The following is a 15037-nucleotide window of genomic DNA, read 5'->3' as shown; positions in this document are numbered from 1 at the left end:
GGGTTACAGCGGCATGTTGCCGTGCTTGCGGGCGGGGCGGGCGACAATCTTGTCGCGGTAGAGGCGCAGGTTGGCGGCGATCGCGTCGCGGGTTTCCGAGGGCAGGATCACCGCGTCGATGAGCCCGCGCTCGGCGGCGTTGTAGGGGTTCAAGATGGTGTCCTCGTACTCGCGCTCGAAGCTGGCGATCAGCTCGGCGAGCTCCTGCTCTTCCATCCCGGATTCGCGCGCGGCCTTGATCTCCTTGCGGTTGATAAACCCGACGGCACCGGCCGCGCCCATCACCGCGATCTGCGCGGTGGGCCAGGCGAGGTTCACGTCCGCGCCCAGGCCCTTCGAGCCCATGACGCAGTACGCGCCGCCGTAGGCCTTGCGCATGGTGACGGTGATCTTTGGCACGGTCGCCTCGCCGTAGGCGTAGAGCAGCTTCGCGCCGCGGCGCAGGATGCCGCCGTACTCCTGGCCCGAGCCGGGCAAAAACCCAGGCACGTCCACCAGCATGACGATGGGGATGTTGAAGGCGTCGCAGGTGCGCACGAAGCGGGCGGCCTTCTCGGAGGAATCGATGTCTAGGCAGCCGGCGAAGACCTGCGGCTGGTTCGCCACAACGCCGACCACCTCGCCGTCGATGTGCGCGAACGCGGTGACCACGTTTTCGGCGCGCTGCTCCATAAGCTCGAGGTATTCGCCGTCGTCGGCAAGCTCGGCGATCACCTCGCGCACGTCGTAGGGGGTGTTGGGGGAGTCGGGTATGAGCCCGTCGAGTGTGTCGCAAGGTGGCGCGTCTTCGGCCCCGGCCACGCGTGCCACCCGCTGTCGGCTATTGGCGGGCAGGTAGCCCACCAGGTCGACGACCCAGTCCAGCGCTTCCTGGTCCGTGTCGGCGACGTAGTGGCAGTTTCCAGCGGTGGCCATGTGCGTCCACGCCCCGCCGAGCTCCTCCTGGCTGATCTCCTCACCGGTAACGGTTTTGATCACGTCCGGGCCGGTGACAAACATCTTGGAGGACTTATCCACCATCACCACGAAATCGGTGAGCGCGGGCGAGTACGCGTTGCCACCGGCGCAGGCGCCAAGGATGACCGAGATTTGTGGGACAACGCCGCTGGCCTGCACGTTCTGATAGAAGGTCTGCGCGATCCAGTCGAGCGAGACGGCGCCGTCCTGGATGCGCGCGCCTGCGCCCTCGTACAGACCGATGAGCGGGCGGCCGGTGGTGACAGCCAGCTTCTGGATCTTGATCATCTTTTCGCCGTAGACCTCGCCGAGCGCGCCACCGAAGACGGTGCCGTCCTGGGAGAAGATGCAGACCTCGCGGCCGTCGATGGTGCCCCAACCGGTGACGATGCCGTCAGTGACCGGGCGCTTGGCGTGCATCCCGAAGTCGTGGGTGCGGTGGCGGGCGAGCATGTCGGTTTCCACGAACGATCCCTCGTCCAGGATGTAGTCGAGCCGCTCGCGAGCGGTGAGCCGGCCGGCGTCGCGCACTTTCGCGTGCGCTTGTGCGCCCATGGGGGCATGGGCCTCGGCGCGGCGTGCGCGCAGGTCGTCGAGTTTCTCAGCCGTGGTCTGCGGGCTGGTGCGCGTGGAGGGTGGGATCTTCGCTGAAACTGTCATGCGAGGAAGCATATGCTTTTGTGGGGATAATTAGCTAGGTAAAATGAGTGGAGTCTACGCTTTAGTAAGTTTTGTGAGGCAAACTTTCGGGCTTACGGTGGGAGAACGCCTCACTGTGAGTTTCGTCACAATCGTCGCCGGAAGGAGTCCGCACATGCACATCGGCACCGACCTCGTCCACATCCCCACGTTCCGCGCGCAGCTCGCCACACCCGGGACCACCTTCGCCCGCGCATTTACCGACCGCGAACTGCGCGACTGCGCCACCAAACCCGACCGCGACGCCTCACTCGCCGCCCGCTGGGCCGCCAAAGAGGCCTACATCAAGGCGTGGGGTTCCAGCCGTTTCGGCCTCCCGCCCGCGCTCGAGGCCTTCGACTTTCGTCAGCTCGAAGTGCTTATCGACGCCCACTCGCGCCCCACCCTTGCGCTGCACCCACAGCTCGCTGCTGCCGGTGCCCCGGAGGTTGCGTCGCTGTCACTGAGCCACGACGGCGACTACGCCACTGCCACGTGCTTGGTGGACACCGCTTAAACACCGCTTAAACTCGGTGGCATGACAGTAAAGGACCTCGCCCGCATTCAAGACGCCGTCGCCGACTTCTGGCCGAAGGTGCGCTACGTCGAGACCACCGGCTCCACCAACGCCGACATGGTCAAAGAGGGCGGGGCCGGGATGGTGCTCATCGCCGACGAGCAGACCGCTTCCAAAGGGCGCCTCAACCGCACGTGGGTCACGCCGAAGGGCGCGCAGCTGGCCATGAGCATGGTTATCGACGCAGGCCAAGACCCCAACCACTTCGGCCTGCTCTCCATCGCGCCGGGAGTGGCGGTGACCGACGTCGTGCCGCAGGCGCGCCTGAAGTGGCCGAACGACGTGCAGATCGGCGGCAAGAAGATCGCGGGCATCCTGTCCAACCTGGCGCTGCCGAACGTGGTCGTGGGCATCGGTATCAACGTCAACTTCCGCCCCGAGCAGCTGCCCGTCGACACTGCGACCGCGCTCAACCTCGAGTGCATCGACGTGGATTTCGACGACTTCACCATCGAGATCCTCCGCGCCATGGGCCACCGCCTCGGCCAGTGGCAGGACCGCGATCCGCAGCTGCTCGCCGATTATCGTAAGGTCTGCTCCACGATCGGCCAGACGGTGCGCATGGAGCTGCACGACCGCGATGTGCACGGTCGCGTCGACGGAGTCAATGACAATGGCGAGGTCATCATCGACGGCACCGCGTACTCGGTCGGCGATGTGCATCACCTGCGCCCGAAACAGTAGCCTGGTCGCATGTCAAGAAAGGTGCGGTTTCAGACGAGCAAAGACGAGCAGGTGCTTGTCGACGTCTGCGCCCCCCTTTCAACCCTCACCTTCCCCCTGATGGAACTCATCGTGATCACGGGCGTGGCTTGGATCGCGATCGGCTGGATGGACGTGACACCCAACGTTGACCCGGCGTTGCGCAACCTGGTCGTCCTCGCGTGGGCGCTGTTGGCGCTGTGGCGCTTCGTTGCGCCGCTGGTGAGCTCCCGTCGTCGCCGCTTCGTCCTCACAGACCGCCGCATCCTCGCGCGCGGACGCCGCGGCGCGGTCGACTCGATTCCTTTAGAGCAGGTCCATTCCGCCCGCCGCGTCAAGGGTTCGATCTCGGTGGCAGTCTACGGCTACGACCGCCCGCTTCTCTTTGAGCAGGTGGGCAAGGCGCGCGCCGTCGACAAGGCGCTGCAGAAAGCGCTCGCTGGCGAGCTGCGCTAACCGACGATCTGCGAGAATTTGTGCCTTTCGTCCGTGTTCAACAGCACGCGCCGTCAACCCGCTCGCTTCCGGTACACGAAGTACAGAATTGGCCCCAATAACGGCAGCAGCAGAACGACGAGAAGCGAAACTACGGCAGATTTCATCGTGTGCCTGTCGCGTGCAATGAGCACGAGCGCCACGATGGTCAGCACGAACGCCAGCGCCGTCGCGCCCCAGAAGACGTAGTCAATTGGTTCCGGCACTAGCGGTGAAGACGCACTACCCATCTCATAACCACCCCTCGTTGACTACATCAATGCCTGCTGCAAAAAACTGCTTTCTTGCCGGTGGTCACTTCAACATCCTTTCTGTTCCACGAAGATGACCAGGTCTGGTTTTAGCATGCGGGCGCGACAGACTCACGGACTCAGTTCGTAATTCGGCAGAAAGTAACGAACTTTTAATGAAATATTGCGAGGCGGAAAAAGGGTACGTGCGAGGTTGGTGAACGCACTCAAGCATTTTCCAGGTTTTAACTAGCCGTTAATCTGCGCGCCCTTGATCTCGGTGTCGTGCAGCTGGCTGTCCAAATCTTCCGGCGTGAGGTCGCTTTGCTGGAACTCGGCTGTAACGGGCAGGTGGAGGTCCATGTCGGTGCCGGGGCACAACTCGATGTGGGCCTCGCGCACGGTGTAGTCGAGGACGTGGCCGCCGGAGGTGCGCTCGTCGTCGATGAAGTGGACGTGGCAGCCCGGCACGCTGATGCCCTTGGCGTAGGCGGGGGTGCGGAAGCCGCCGATGACGCCGGTGACGTTTTCGAAGTGGTGCTCGGCGTCGTCGTTAATTGCTTCGGTCATGGGGCGGTAGGGCTTTTCCTGCTTGCTCACGGTGCGGGTGACCACCTTGTCGAAGGTGCCGGTGATGCGCACGGCGTAGAAGAAGTTGCGGCTGGGCTCCAGGCTGTCCACGAAGGCGGACAGTTCGCCGCGGCGCATGCCCTGGGGCGCGTCGACGGTGATGCGCGGCACGAAGTTCGTCACCACCGTAAACGGCGTGCGCTGGTCTAAGTCGGCGACGCGCGCTTTGCCGTCGCTGGTGAGCTGGTAGCAGACCCCGTCGAGGATAATCATCTCGCCGTCGAGCGCATCGAAGGTGCCGAGGCCGAAGTTGCCTTTAGACAGGATGTCGCTGATGGTCAGCTCGCCGTCGTAAATACCGTCGAGGAGTGCGGTCATGAGCGAGTTCTGAAAGATGGTGTGGCGGGAAAGCGCCTGATAATTCGAAGCCATAGCACCAGGGTAAGGTGAAGTGCGTGAAAGACGCACAACAAATGCCAACTGTCGTGGTCGTCGGTGACGGCCAACTCGCCCGCATGATGCACACCGAGGCCATCGAACTCGGCCTGCACACTCGCCTGCTTGCGGGGAGTGAAGACTCGTCGGCCGCGCAGGTGTTCGGCGATGTGCGCATCGGCGATTACACCAACTTGGAGGATCTCCAGGAGGTTGCGCACGGCGCGGCCGCGGTCACCTTCGACCATGAGCACGTGCCCAACGAGCATTTGGAGCAGCTTATCGACGCCAACGTGGTCGTCGAACCCCGCCCCGAAGCCCTCATCTACGCCCAGGACAAGCTGGAGCAGCGCCGCAAACTCGAATCGCTCGGCGTGCCGGTGCCGGACTACGCGCCGATCGACTCGGTGGATGCGGCGAAATCGTTCTGGCAGCGCCACGAGCACCGCGTATGCCTGAAGACCACCCGCGGCGGCTACGACGGCAAGGGCGTGTGGTTTCCCGACTCGCTCGACGAATTCGTGGAGCTGGTGGGCGACATGCTCGACCAAGACATCGTGCTGTACGCCGAGGAGAAGGTCGACTTTGTCCGCGAGCTGTCCGCCATGGTGGCGCGTACGCGCTCCGGTGAGATGCGCGTGTGGCCGGTGGTGGAGTCGCGCCAGACAGACGGCATCTGCCACGTCGCGATTGCCCCGGCGCCGAACCTGTCCAGGCAGCTGTCGCGCGAGTGCCAGAACTTGGCCAAGCTCATCGCCCGCAAGCTTGATGTCACCGGTGTGATGGCGGTGGAACTGTTCGAGTACGAGACGGAGACCGGCACCGCCGTGTCCGTCAACGAGCTGGCCATGCGCCCCCACAACACGGGGCACTGGACGCAGTCGGGCAGCCTGACCTCGCAGTTCGAGCAGCACCTGCGTGCCGTCCTGGACTTCCCGCTCGGCGAGACCGAAATGGTCGCCCCCGTCACCGTCATGGTCAACGTCCTCGGCGGCGAGGAAGATCCGGAAATGCCGATGGAGCGCCGCGTTAGGGAAGTCATGCTGCGCTACCCGGAGGCGAAGGTCCACCTCTACGGCAAGGACTGGCGCCCGGGGCGCAAGATCGGGCACGTCAACGTCACCGGCTACGACGTGGCGACGACGCGTAAGCTCGCCGAGCACGCCGCGCAGTTCCTGGTGACGGCGAGTTGGACGTAGGCTGGCGTCGAAAAGCGCTGCAACAAGAAAGGTTGAACCGATGACCGCACAGCAACCCCTCGTTGGCCTGATCATGGGCTCCGATTCCGACTGGGGCACCGTCCAACCCGCCGCCGAGGTGCTCGCCGAGTTCGGCGTGCCCTTCGAAGTCGGCGTGGTGTCCGCGCACCGCACGCCCGACAAGATGCTCGCGTACGCGAAGTCGGCGCACGAGCGGGGCCTGCGCGCGATTATCGCCTGCGCCGGCGGCGCCGCCCACCTGCCCGGCATGGTCGCGGCCGCAACGCCGCTGCCGGTCATTGGCATCCCGCGCGCGCTGGACACGCTCGACGGCATGGATTCGCTGTTGTCCATCGTGCAGATGCCGGCGGGCGTGCCCGTGGCCACCGTCTCCATCGGCGGGGCGAAGAACGCCGGCCTGCTCGCCGCGCGCATCCTCGGCGCAGCCGATGCCGAGCTGCAGTCGAAGATGGTGCGCTACCAGGAGGACATGGCCGCCGCCGTGGAGAAGAAGGACGAGGCGCTGCGCAGCCGGTTGCTGGGTGAATAGCAGCCCCATCGTGGTGCTCGGGGCGCGCATTATCGACGGTCGCCCCTCCCGCATGCTGACCCGCCGGCTCGTGGCCGCACTCGTGCGCTGGCGTATCGACGCCCGCGCCGGGGTAGAGCGCACCATCGTCGTCACCGGCCGCGGCGAGTCGGGCGTGATGGCGCGCTGGCTCGCCGAGCGAGGCGTACCCCGCGAACTGATCGTCGAGGAGCCTCACGCGACGTCGACGAACGAGAACCTGGAGAACTCCCGCGCGCTCTTCCCGCGCGCGTCGCGCCTGATCGTGGTGACGAGCAACTTCCACGTCCGCCGCACGCGCGTGTGGGCCTGGCACCTGGGCATTCCGGTGGAGATGGTGCCGGCGCGCACCCCGCGGCGCTCGCGGGCGAAGAACTACGCCCGCGAACTCATCGCGCTGCCGCACTCGGCGGCGCGCGTTGCTTGGCGACGCCTCGCGCACACCCTGGGAATCCCGCCTAGATAGGGCGAGCGCTGGCCCCCTTCGGCGTGGTGTGAGCGCTCTGCGATACCCTAAGGGGGTATACCCATTCTGGGTATGGCGCAGATACTTCGGTCTGAGGAGGGCCCTTTCATGACACACACACCACTACGACGACGCATCATCGGCCTGGCTGCCGTTGCACTACTGGGGGTCAGTGCAGTCTCATGCGCCGGAGAAAACGCCACCCAGACCGACAAGGACGGTGTCGAGGTGACATCCGGGGCCAACCAACCCGCAGAAGTCAACGGGGTGGACCTGCACTTTCTCGGGATGATGACACCGCACCACCAACAAGCCGTGGATATGAGCGACATCATCCTGGCCGCGGACGGCACCAGCGAAGCCACAGGGGACTTAGCTGAACGGATTAAAGTCGGGCAAGAGGAAGAGATCGACACCATGGTCGACTGGGCCGAGCAATGGGACCAAGGCGACCTGATGGCACAGCACGCCCCGCACGTCGCCAACGGCATGCTGATGCCAGAGCAGATGGAGCAGCTGGAAAAACTTGATGGCGAGGACGCAGACACCCTGTTCCTCCAGCTGATGCACTCCCACCACGAGGGTGCCGTTGCCATGACCCAAGACCAGATCGACAACGGCGGCTACCAGCCCCTCGTGGACCTGGCCCAGCAAATGCTCGACGTCCAAACCGCCGAGATGGACGAGATGGAACAGCTCCTCGAGGCCCGAGGCGAAAGCACTCTGACTGAGTAACCTGCACGGCGCGGCGGCTAGAGCCCGCCCGGCAGGCTGCGCAGCGTGACTCCGCGCTCCGCGGCGGCCTCGCCGAAGCGCTCCACAAAGTCCGCGGACCGCTTCCCGGAGGCGCAGTACACCACGACGTCGCCCGCACCGCGCAGCTCGTCGAGCAGCGCGATCGCCGCGTCCGGGTCCTCGCGCCACGCGGACGTGGGCAGGTGCGCGGATTCCTGCGGCAGGTCCTTGATCGCCTTCTCGCCGAGTTCGCGCACGTCGAGCGCGGTCGCTTCGCCGTCCGCGATCTGCGCGAGTAGCCGCGCTTTCTCGCCGTCGCCGTGCTGTGGCACCGCGCACGAGGCGGCCGGCGCGGCGTGGGCGTCCAGGCTCGTCACCAGCTCGCGCTCCGGGTCGGCCGCGACCTGGAAGCGCTTGAGCGTGCCGGCGAGCGCCTCGTAGACGGTGAGCACGCCGATCTCCGCCTCGTCCATCCCGGCGAGGAGCTTGACCGCCTCGGTGGCCATAAGCCCGCCGACGACGGACGTGGTCACGCCGAGCACGCCCGCGGTGGCGCAGTCCGGGGTGTCCTCGGGCGCGGGGTGGGTGGGGTAGAGGTCGCGCAGGCCCACGCCACGCGAGCCCGGGCCGGAGTGCCAGACCGCGATCTCGCCGTGGAAGCGCAGCACCGAACCCCACACCAGCGGGGTGCCGGTGAGTTCGGCGGCGTCGGCTGCGAGGAACTTCGTGGTGAACGTGTCGGAGCCGTCGATGACCAGGTCCGCGTCGCGGAAGTACTCGACGGCGTTGGACGCGTCGAGTCGTTCGTTCAGGGCGTTGACGCGCACGTCGTCGCGGTGCCGTCGCAGCTGCTCGGCCGCTACCTCGACTTTGGGCCGGCCGACGTCGGCGGCGCTGAACAGGATTTGGCGGTGGATGTTGGTGTCGTCCACGACATCGTCGTCGATGACCGTGATCGTGCCGACGCCCGTTGCCACCAGCGACTGCATCACCGGGCACCCGAGCCCGCCCGCGCCGATGACCAGCACGTGCGCGCGATTGAGCGCCTCCTGGCCCGCCAGCCCGAAGCCCGGGAGCAGCGTCTGGCGTGCGGTGCGGCGCAGCTCAGCGTGGGGGAGGCTCATAGCACCTGGTCCTCCCAGCTCGCCAGGCCCGCAAAGCTTGACGACGCCAACGCCCCCTCCGCATGCGTCCGCCGCGGAATCCGGCCCGCGCCCCGCGCCAGCCGGCCCGCCTCCACCGCGTGGCGCATCGCCTGCGCCATTGCGACGGGGTCCTGGCAGCGGTTCACGGCGCTGGCCAGCAGCACCCCGTCACAGCCGAGTTCCATGGCGAGGGCGGCGTCGGAGGCGGTGCCCACGCCGGCGTCGAGAAGCACTGGCACCTCGGCGCGCGAGCAGATCAGCTCAATGTTGTGCGGGTTGAGGATGCCGAGCCCGGTACCGATCGGGGAACCCAGCGGCATGACCGCGTGGACGCCGACCTGCTCGAGGCGCGTCGCCACCACCGGGTCGTCGGAGGTGTAGGCGAGGACGGTGAAGCCGTCGGCGACGAGGAGTTCGCAGGCGTCGACGAGCTCGACCACATCCGGCAGGAGCGTGTGATCGTCGGCGATGACCTCCACCTTCACCCAGTTCGTGCCGAGCGCCTCGCGCGCCAGCTGCGCGGTAAGCACCGCGTCGCGCGCCGTGCGGCAGCCCGCGGTGTTGGGCAGCGGGTCGATCTTTAAGCGTGTGAGCAGGTCGAAGACGCTCTCGCCGCCGCCGTCCGCGCGCGCCGCGTGCCGACGCATCGCCACCGTCGTCAACTGCGTCCCACTAGCAACGAGCGCGTCTTCTAGCAGCTGCTGGCTCGTCGCCCCGCCCGTGCCCATAATCAGGTGCGAGTCGAATGTCTTCTCCGCGATCTGCAGCACGGTTAGCCTCCTTGGACGGCGGTGAGGATGTCGGCCACGTCGGCGTCGTTAAGCATGAGGCCCCACTGGCTCGCGGGCACCACCTTGCCGTTGACGGCCACGGCGACACCCTCGGAACGGCCCACCACCTCGTCGACGAGCTGCGCGACGGTGGGCGCGGCGTCGAAGGTGCGGGGTTGATCGTTGACAGTAATGCGCATGATGCTCCTTTACTCGTGACGGGCGGGGTCGCACGCGGCGATGTCCACCGCCGTGGTGCGCCGAAGCCCAAGGTCAGCGCCGACGCGCGCGCCGAGCGCCGCCAGCAGGATGCCGTGCCGGAAATAGCCGGTGGACACGACGAGGTTCTCGCCGCCAAGCCCCAGGTACGGCAGGTCGTCGGGCGTGCCGGGGCGGTTGCCCACGAGCGCCTCGATGAGTTCGCAGTCCTCGAGCCCCGGCACGATGCGGATGGCGTCGCGCAGCAGCGTGTACACCCCGTCGACGGCTGGTCGCTCGCGCGCGTCCTCGCGACTGGTCGCGCCCACGGCGATCGTGCCGTCGGTGCGCGGAATGATGTAGACCGGCCGGTCCTCCACAAACGCGCGGATCACGCGGCCGACCGGCATCCGGCCGCCGAGCCGCAGCATGTCGCCGCGCACCGGCCGCAGGTTCAGCGGCAGGCCGAGTGCGCGCGCCCCAAGCCCGTTGCACACATAGGTCGTCGCGCCGAGCACTTTTCGCTTCTCGACGCCCACCTCAACCCCCACACACGCCGCCCCCTCCCACAGCAGCGCGCCCGCCTTCTCGCGGACCAGCGTGACGCCGTTGTGGTCCAGCACGCGCAGCAGGGCGGCGGCGAACATCCGCGGGTTGACCTGGTGGTCGCCGGGGATCTCCACCACGCCCGCGAGCTGCGGACTCAAGCCCGGCTCCTGGGTGCGGGCCTGGCGCAGCGTCAGCCTGTCGACGTCCATCCCGTGAGCGTGTTGGTGCTCGGTGAGCTCGCGCAGATGCGTGGCGTCGGCGCGGTCGGCGGCGACGACGAACGTCGACTCGGTGCGGTACCCCACGTCGGTGCCGGGTGCGGCGGCTACGAGGTCCTTCACCAGCGACGGGTACAACTCCGCCGACTGCAGCATGAGCGGGTAGAGCGGCTCCTGCCGGTACTGCACCTCCGCGGCCGGGGCGAGCATGCCGCCAGCAACGTTGGTCGCGCCGCTGGCGGGCGCGGGGTCCACGAGCGCAATGCGCTGCGGGTCCACGCCGCGGCGCACGAGCTCGAAGGCGGTGGTCAGGCCGATGATGCCGGCGCCGACGATGACGTGTTCGTCTGTCTCTTAGACACATCGAGCTGTGTATAAGAGACAGGCTCAACCGTGACGATGCGCCCGGAGCCGCCCGACCGCGCAGTGCACGGTCGCCACGACCGAGTCAATGACACATGAAGCCGCGCACGATCGCCACGCCCGCCACGCCGGTGGCGGCGAGGTCGGCGGCGTCGGACGCGTGGACGTCGCCGATTGCCACCACCGGCAGCCGCGACGCCTCCACCAGCGCCGGGTACCCGTCAAGCCCGATCGGGGCGCGGCCCGAGTCCTTCGTGGGCGTGGGGCGGAACGGGCCCGCGCCCACATAGTCGATCACGCCCGCGTACTCGTTGGCCTCCTGCACCAGGTCGAGGGTCCCAGTGGTCAGGCCGATGATGGCGTCGGGGCCGAGCAGCGCGCGGGCGTCGCGCGGGTCCATGTCGTCCTGGCCGATGTGTACGCCGTGGATGTGGTGGGTGGGCATGAGGCGGGCGGCGAGGTGCACGTTGTCGTCGATAAGCACCCGCGTGGCGGGGTTGGCTTGAGCGACGGCGTCGGCGACCGCGCAGGCCAGCGACTCGAGCGCGGCCTCGTCGATGGGCTTGCTGCGGACCTGGATGACGCCCGCGCCGCCAGCAGCAGCCGCCGTTGCGATACGCGGGACCTCCTCGGCGGGCTGCCCGGTGACGAAGTAGCAGCGCAGGTCGAGCGGCCTAGACATCGCGGATCACCCACGCGCGGTCGGCCTGGTCGAAGAAGTCGAGCTCGTAGCGCGAGGCGACGGCGCACGCGCGCACCGCGTCGTCGAGCGCGTCCGGGTCGTCCGCGAGCGTGCGCTCGCAGCGGTCGATCGCGCCGCGCACCGACGCCAGGAACTCGTCGCCGGCGTAGGTGGCCAGCCAGTCGCGGTAGGGGTGCGCGTCGTGGTTGCGCTTGGCCAGGCGCGCGCCGACCTCGTAGTAGAGCCAGTAACAGGGCAGCACCGCGGCCTGGCCGATCGCCGCGGGCTCGCCGAGCGTGGAGGCGAGCAGGAAGTCGGTGTAGGCGCGCGTGACCGGCGACGGCTGCGTTTCGCGCCCCAGGTCAGCGAGCCAGGTGCGCTGCATCTCCTGCTCGTCGGCGATCGCCTCGTCGGCATCCGAAGCCCACGCCCCGCCGAGCGCGTGCAGGGAGCGCGCGTACCTCACCAGGTAGTACGCGTCCTGCTCGAGGTAGAAGAGGAAGTCCTCGCGGCGCAGGGTGCCGTCGCCGAGCGCGCGGATGAACGGCAGCTCCATGATCGCGGTGAGGTACGGCGCCGAGGCGTCCCACAGCGCCTGTGTGTGGGGGCCGGCCGGGGCGGCGAGGGGAGGGGTTGGTGGGGCGTCGATAAGCAAAAAGTGCTCGGGGCGCGTATCGGCCGCGCGCTGCATGCGACGGTTCATGTGCCCATGGTCGACGGGGCCGTGCCCGCGGCCGACGGCGAGCGCATCGGCGTGCGCGATCGCCTCGTGCAGCCAGCGCGACGCCCACTCGGTCGCCGCCGGGGTGTCAAAGCCGGCTCCCAGCCGCGTGGCCAGCGCCGAGGAGAACGAGCAGCCGGTGCCGTGCGTATTTTTCGTATCCACGCGCTGCACGGGCACGCGGTGCACGCCATCGGCGGTGACCACGGCGTTATCCGCGTGCGCGCCGCCCAGGTGGCCGCCCTTCACAATCACGGTCGTGCCCAGCTCGCGCGCCAGCCCCTGCGCCTGCGCGATCGCGGCGTCGAAGTCGGTGGCGGTCTCCGCGCCGACGAGCACGGCCAGCTCGGGCAGGTTCGGGGTAATCACGTCGGCGAGCCGCGCCAGCTCGCGCAGGGCCGCTTCAGCCTCGCGCGTAAGGAGCCTATCGCTTGACGACGCCACCATCACCGGATCCAACACCACCCTGCACGTGTGCGCGTGCGCGGTGAGGAAGTCGCGGACCACGTCGATGATCTCGGTGGTGCCGAGCATGCCGATCTTGATGGCGTCGATCTCCACGTCGTCCGCGACGGAGCGCAGCTGTGAGCGCAGGAACTCGACCGGCGGGGCGAAGATCTCCTGCACGCCGGTCGTGTTCTGCGCGACCAGCGAGGTCACGACGCTATACGAGTACCCGCCGGCGGCCTGGATCGATTTGATGTCGGCCTGGACTCCGGCGCCGCCGGTCGGATCGGTGCCGGCGATGGTGAGGATGCGGGGCAGTGCGGGCGCAGCGTGCATGGGGACAATCCCTTCGCTAGTTCGAGCTAGTGCAGGTTCGACGGGTCTGATCTCAGCCCCTCGCTCGGGGCACCCCGTGTCACACTGGCGACGCTAGCACAGCCCCCGCGCCGCTAGAACGGCAGGTTGAGCGTGGGCAGCTCGATGCCCAGGACCGGCGCGGCGAAGTACAGCCAGCCGGCGGCCAGCGCGGCGACGAGCGCGACCAGACCGAGCAGCATCGCGGCGACGTCGAGCTCCTTGCCCACGGTGACGTCGGTGTCCTGGGTTTCCTCCGCGGCCGGCTGCTCTTGCGCATCTTGCTCGCCTGAATCGGCGGTGCCGTCGGCGGCGACGTCGACGTTGACGACGACCTCGTCGCCCTCGCCCTGCTCCACGCTCACCGGCTCGCCGTTGACGGTCACGCCCATCTCGCCGGCGCCCTCCTGTGCGAGGGCCGGCTGCGCGGCGGCGATCATGGCGGTGGAAGTTGCTGCGGCGATAAACGCCCTGGTTGCTCGTTTCATAGCATCAGTTGTAGCACTTTCCTGTGCGCGCGCTGCCTTGAAACCCCGAAACCTTATTAGACGTTGAAAACACCCCTCCGGTTCCCTGCTCGGCCGAAAGTGGAATCCTTCTCACAAACCATTGAACCCGCAGGTCAAGCAGGTTTATGCTGTGTGGCATGACGCTTCTCGACGACCTGATCACCCTCGACAGCCGCGGCATCGACCTTATTGCTGCGGCCGCGTCGTCAAGCGCCGAGACCCTGATCTCCCGCGGCATGGACCCCGACCGCGCCGCCCAACTCACCAGCGCCGCCGAGGTCTTCTTCGCCCCGGTGCGCAACCGTCGGGCGCAGACCGCCTGCGTCGACGCCGCACGCGACCGCGGCCACCGGATCGACACTCTCGCTTTTATCGCCCGCTCGTCGCGCAGCCTGACCAAGGATGCGGATCGCTGGAAATACCGCCGCGCCCTGTGCGAGACCGACGGCGATCTACGCACCATCATGCGCGCCGCGAAGAAACTGAAAAAGAAACTCGCCCCACCGACACCGCGGGCACCGAAAGCGAGCATTACCTACCACGACAAGGGCTTATCCACCTTGCACGTAACGGGGCGCACCAGCGACGTGCTCGCCGCCTACCACGCAGCACGCCTTGACCCGGCAGCCTGGCTGACCGGTGATGCCACCACCCGTGCTGCCGCACCTGTGATCACCACGGTGCTTAACATGGACATCGGCGAGTTCGCCACCTGGCGCACCCACCCCGACAACGCCGCCGAGATCCAAGTCCAGCTAACCAACGGTGAGTGGCTTGACGGTGCCGAGCTGGTCAACCGGAAGCTCGACAAGGCGGGCTATATCGCGTTGATCTCGCCGACTGACGGGCCGGTCAACCTGTATGCGACCACCCTTGCCGGTGATGACCCTGCCAACCCGAGGCGGGCGACCCGGGAGCTGCGGCTGTTGATGAGTGCGGACGGGCCGAGATGCGCCTGGGCGGATTGCCACCAGCCGGCGGATGTCTCCGAGGCGCACCATCTCACTGAGTGGGCGAGCGGGGGTGGGACGGAGATTGGGAACCTGTGTTGGTTGTGTACGTATCATAATCGGCAAAACGGCAGGCCAGGACGCGGCCGGATGCACCGGCACCGCGGGCGCGTCACCTGGCAGAGCCCGAGTGGGTATCGAATACCCGGCGGGGTCGATCACGCCGACCCCGACAGACGCGAACAACGCCTCGCCCACACCCCAGCAACCACGTAGCGCCAGTACCCCTGGCGCCTATTGGGGTGTCTGGGTGTCGTCGTCAAGCTCGGTGCTGCGCCACGCCAGCCAGCGGCGAGCGAGCCACCACTCGGCGAGCGCGAGCGCGCCGGCGAGCAGGCCTGGCCAGATCGCGGGTTGGTCGCGGAACACGTTGACCAGCCCCTGCACGAGGGCGAGGAGGGCGAAGAAGCCGACGAACCCGACGATTGCCTGCCACATCAGGTCTGTGCGCTGGTCCAT

General features: G+C 67.5%; 19 protein-coding genes and 1 riboswitch. Of the genes, 8 read left to right on the top strand and 11 right to left on the bottom strand.

From position 1 onward, the window contains the following. Positions 1-3: 3 nt before the first annotated feature. A complete protein-coding gene (locus CKJ84_RS04720; RefSeq protein WP_095546095.1) occupies positions 4-1617 on the bottom strand; it encodes an acyl-CoA carboxylase subunit beta in 1614 nt (537 codons plus the stop codon). 154 nt (positions 1618-1771) lie between these two features. On the opposite strand from CKJ84_RS04720, the gene CKJ84_RS04715 reads away from it, so the two are divergent. From CKJ84_RS04715 to CKJ84_RS04705, 3 genes are read left to right on the top strand one after another with little or no spacing between them, the layout of a single operon-like run. Next, the gene (locus CKJ84_RS04715) at positions 1772-2152 is read left to right on the top strand and encodes a holo-ACP synthase (protein ID WP_095546094.1); all 381 of its coding nucleotides are present in this window, start codon (positions 1772-1774) and stop codon (positions 2150-2152) included. Between the two features lie 21 nt (positions 2153-2173). After that, entirely contained in the window at positions 2174-2896 is a 723-nt protein-coding gene (locus CKJ84_RS04710; RefSeq protein ID WP_095546093.1) for a biotin--[acetyl-CoA-carboxylase] ligase, read from the top strand. Positions 2897-2905: 9 nt separating this feature from the next. Beyond that, a complete protein-coding gene (locus CKJ84_RS04705) occupies positions 2906-3370 on the top strand; it encodes a hypothetical protein (protein ID WP_095546092.1) in 465 nt (154 codons plus the stop codon). 53 nt (positions 3371-3423) lie between these two features. Here the strand turns inward: CKJ84_RS04705 and CKJ84_RS04700 are convergent, their stop codons facing one another. Together CKJ84_RS04700 and budA are read right to left on the bottom strand one after the other, a co-directional pair. Next, complete coding sequence (locus tag CKJ84_RS04700; protein WP_158221671.1) at positions 3424-3615, bottom strand: PLDc N-terminal domain-containing protein; 192 nt, start codon at positions 3613-3615, stop codon at positions 3424-3426. 273 nt (positions 3616-3888) lie between these two features. After that, positions 3889-4641, bottom strand: a complete 753-nt coding sequence (budA, locus tag CKJ84_RS04695; protein ID WP_095546090.1) for an acetolactate decarboxylase — start codon at positions 4639-4641, stop codon at positions 3889-3891. Between the two features lie 41 nt (positions 4642-4682). Between budA and CKJ84_RS04690 the strand changes: the two genes are divergently transcribed. From CKJ84_RS04690 to CKJ84_RS04675, 4 genes are all read left to right on the top strand, one after another. Further along, entirely contained in the window at positions 4683-5843 is a 1161-nt protein-coding gene (locus CKJ84_RS04690; protein WP_095546089.1) for a 5-(carboxyamino)imidazole ribonucleotide synthase, read from the top strand. 40 nt (positions 5844-5883) lie between these two features. Then, entirely contained in the window at positions 5884-6393 is a 510-nt protein-coding gene (purE, locus tag CKJ84_RS04685; protein ID WP_095546088.1) for a 5-(carboxyamino)imidazole ribonucleotide mutase, read from the top strand. Further along, positions 6386-6877, top strand: coding sequence for a YdcF family protein (locus CKJ84_RS04680; RefSeq protein WP_233125494.1), 492 nt, complete (start codon positions 6386-6388; stop codon positions 6875-6877). The genes purE and CKJ84_RS04680 overlap by 8 nt, the downstream gene beginning before the upstream one ends. Before the next feature lie 108 nt (positions 6878-6985). Further along, entirely contained in the window at positions 6986-7612 is a 627-nt protein-coding gene (locus CKJ84_RS04675; RefSeq protein WP_158221670.1) for a DUF305 domain-containing protein, read from the top strand. A 17-nt stretch (positions 7613-7629) separates the two neighbouring features. Here CKJ84_RS04675 and CKJ84_RS04670 read toward each other — a convergent pair whose 3' ends face one another. From CKJ84_RS04670 to CKJ84_RS04640, 7 genes are all read right to left on the bottom strand, one after another. Beyond that, positions 7630-8736 (bottom strand): ThiF family adenylyltransferase, encoded by a 1107-nt coding sequence (locus tag CKJ84_RS04670; protein ID WP_095546085.1) that lies wholly within the window; start codon positions 8734-8736, stop codon positions 7630-7632. Next, a complete protein-coding gene (locus tag CKJ84_RS04665; RefSeq protein ID WP_095546084.1) occupies positions 8733-9527 on the bottom strand; it encodes a thiazole synthase in 795 nt (264 codons plus the stop codon). The genes CKJ84_RS04670 and CKJ84_RS04665 overlap by 4 nt, the downstream gene beginning before the upstream one ends. A gap of 2 nt (positions 9528-9529) precedes the next feature. Next, positions 9530-9727, bottom strand: a complete 198-nt coding sequence (gene thiS / locus CKJ84_RS04660; RefSeq protein WP_095546083.1) for a sulfur carrier protein ThiS — start codon at positions 9725-9727, stop codon at positions 9530-9532. 9 nt (positions 9728-9736) lie between these two features. Beyond that, the gene (thiO, locus tag CKJ84_RS04655; RefSeq protein ID WP_095546082.1) at positions 9737-10828 is read right to left on the bottom strand and encodes a glycine oxidase ThiO; all 1092 of its coding nucleotides are present in this window, start codon (positions 10826-10828) and stop codon (positions 9737-9739) included. 112 nt (positions 10829-10940) lie between these two features. Further along, the gene (locus CKJ84_RS04650) at positions 10941-11537 is read right to left on the bottom strand and encodes a thiamine phosphate synthase (protein WP_095546081.1); all 597 of its coding nucleotides are present in this window, start codon (positions 11535-11537) and stop codon (positions 10941-10943) included. After that, the gene (locus CKJ84_RS04645) at positions 11530-13041 is read right to left on the bottom strand and encodes a bifunctional hydroxymethylpyrimidine kinase/phosphomethylpyrimidine kinase (protein WP_095546080.1); all 1512 of its coding nucleotides are present in this window, start codon (positions 13039-13041) and stop codon (positions 11530-11532) included. The genes CKJ84_RS04650 and CKJ84_RS04645 overlap by 8 nt, the downstream gene beginning before the upstream one ends. Further along, positions 13032-13128: riboswitch (TPP riboswitch) on the bottom strand. Its footprint overlaps the gene before it by 10 nt. 26 nt (positions 13129-13154) lie before the next feature. After that, entirely contained in the window at positions 13155-13547 is a 393-nt protein-coding gene (locus tag CKJ84_RS04640) for a hypothetical protein (RefSeq protein WP_095546079.1), read from the bottom strand. A gap of 158 nt (positions 13548-13705) precedes the next feature. Between CKJ84_RS04640 and CKJ84_RS04635 the strand changes: the two genes are divergently transcribed. Beyond that, positions 13706-14794, top strand: a complete 1089-nt coding sequence (locus CKJ84_RS04635; protein WP_143340309.1) for an HNH endonuclease signature motif containing protein — start codon at positions 13706-13708, stop codon at positions 14792-14794. A gap of 18 nt (positions 14795-14812) precedes the next feature. Here the strand turns inward: CKJ84_RS04635 and CKJ84_RS04630 are convergent, their stop codons facing one another. After that, a complete protein-coding gene (locus CKJ84_RS04630) occupies positions 14813-15037 on the bottom strand; it encodes a hypothetical protein (protein ID WP_095546077.1) in 225 nt (74 codons plus the stop codon).

It is taken from the genome of Corynebacterium sp. NML 120412, from assembly GCF_002285155.1.
Lineage (GTDB): Bacteria > Actinomycetota > Actinomycetes > Mycobacteriales > Mycobacteriaceae > Corynebacterium > Corynebacterium gottingense.
The sequence above is the reverse complement of the archived record's forward strand: the minus strand, read 5'-3'. Positions and strand labels throughout refer to the sequence as shown.